We start from the raw sequence: 1,863 nt of genomic DNA on the forward strand, positions 1-1,863 counted from the left end.
ATCTTCCTCCTTATATTGGTGATAGTGAAAGAAATGATCCCCTTGGTGGTAGAGGAGTTAGAATTCTAAGTTATAATTTGACTTTCAATTAATAAGATTTTGGGGGGATTTATCCCCCCTTATTTTTTTTAACTCTAATTATAAAAGGTCTTATTTTGACCATACAAATGTTTTATAAATATAATTAAATTTAGCTTAATTTTTGATATAATATCATTAAAGATATTTTTAGGAGTATTAATAGTGTATAAAGTGGAATGGGATGAGGAAACAGGGGGAGTTAAATTAGTAAGTGCCTCAGATAATAATCTTCCTTCTCCACGACCTGTCTTCTATGAAGAATATTGGGATGATTTTTAAAGGATCAATAACTTGTAAGGAGAGAAAAAAATGAAACAATTGAGAAATGTTGGTTTAAATAGATACAACTCTATAGGATTAAAAGATAGGTGGTTAAAAGTATTTACGAGAGATACGGATTTATGGTTTAAGAAAAATAATTTAGGAAAGGCACAATATAAATCAATGTTGTTATGGTTAAGAGATTCTGAATTGATTGAAAAAAACAAATCTTCCTATTTAATTAGTGGATTAACAAAATTATTATTCCATAAAGATATTGATTCTGAATTATTTTGGGAAATTATTTGGATCAATCTTTTTTATAATTCGAAATTAGTCGCATCATACTTAAAAAATTTTGATTGGGGAAAAGTGTTAAATAAACAGGAAATAATAAATATTATAAAATATAATTATCCTCAATTATCTGAAATAACCATAAAAAATGCATACAATTCCCTTCTAAATACTTTTGAGAATACTCCATTAGGAAAAACATTAAAAATAGGAGTAATAGAAAAAGTTGGAAGAATGAGGATTGTTAAAAAGATAGGAACAAACGATATTCATCCTATTGCAGTTTTATACTCTCTTTATAGATATGCCATTTCTAAAAACAGATACAGACTTACAGTTTCAGAGTTTTATAGAGAAGATAATAAAGAGGGAGGACCTTATTTACTTTTTGGCATTTCTCGTGATGCCTTGGAGAATATTTTGCGTTATTTAAGTGATAAATTTAGAAAATACATCTATGTAGAAATAATAGCAGATTTGGATAATATAAGCCTTTTAGAAAGTACTAAGGACTATGTGGAGTTACTTAAGAGGTTAATATGGAAACAAAAGAAATTATAGGTATAAGTAAATACTCCTCTTTTGGACTGAGGAAAGAGTGGCTAAATGATTTTTTAAATAAAGGGGATGATTTTTTTGATAATAATTCTCTTGGACCTAAACAGCTATTAGCATTAAGATTTTATCTAAAAGATACAGAAATTTTAGAAAAAAATAGATCAAAAAATAGATTAAACTTCTTTTTTTATAATTTATTAATTTCCCTCTTAAATAGAAATTCTTATTTAGTTTGGTGTATATTATGGTGCAATTTGGTTTATAATTCAAATTTATTCAAATGGTGGTCAAATTTTTCTAAAGGGGTTTATAAAAAGAGTCAAATTGATACTTTTTTAGGCGATTTCTACGGGAAATTAAATAGATCTATAAAAAATGCTTCGTGTAGTCTTGTAGGAACTTTTGAGAGAACTCCTATTGGCAATGAGTTAAAACAAGGAATAGTTAAAAAAGAAGGTAGAGAAAGGATTGTTATAAAAGAAGGAGATCCTGAGTTAGATCCAATAGTAGTTTTGTATAATCTTTATAAGTTTGCAGAAAGGAATGATATCTACGAGTTTTCCATATATGAAATAGAAAACAGACCTCTTAGTCCTCAGAAGGTTTTTTGCACAGATTCAAAATATATAGAAAAACTTGTAATACCTTATGCTTATCAGAATGTTA

2 protein-coding genes are annotated in these 1,863 nt (G+C 27.2%); both read left to right on the top strand.

Annotation, left to right across the window (positions count from 1 at the left end; translation table 11 throughout):
- Positions 1-390: 390 nt before the first annotated feature.
- Positions 391-1,200: a hypothetical protein gene (locus NZ841_08385; protein MCS7202777.1), complete on the top strand. Its 810-nt coding sequence runs from the start codon at positions 391-393 to the stop codon at positions 1,198-1,200.
- A partial coding sequence (locus NZ841_08390; protein MCS7202778.1) for a hypothetical protein occupies positions 1,179-1,863 on the top strand: 685 nt, incomplete at its 3' end. The genes NZ841_08385 and NZ841_08390, both read left to right, overlap by 22 nt.

This window comes from Dictyoglomus sp. (genome assembly GCA_025060475.1).
In the GTDB taxonomy this organism is placed as follows: domain Bacteria; phylum Dictyoglomota; class Dictyoglomia; order Dictyoglomales; family Dictyoglomaceae; genus NZ13-RE01.

Excerpts from the sequence above, each read along its gene's own strand:
- NZ841_08385 (MCS7202777.1), top strand. The coding sequence starts at position 391 with ATGAAACAATTGAGAAATGTTGGTTTAAATAGATACAACTCTATAGGA.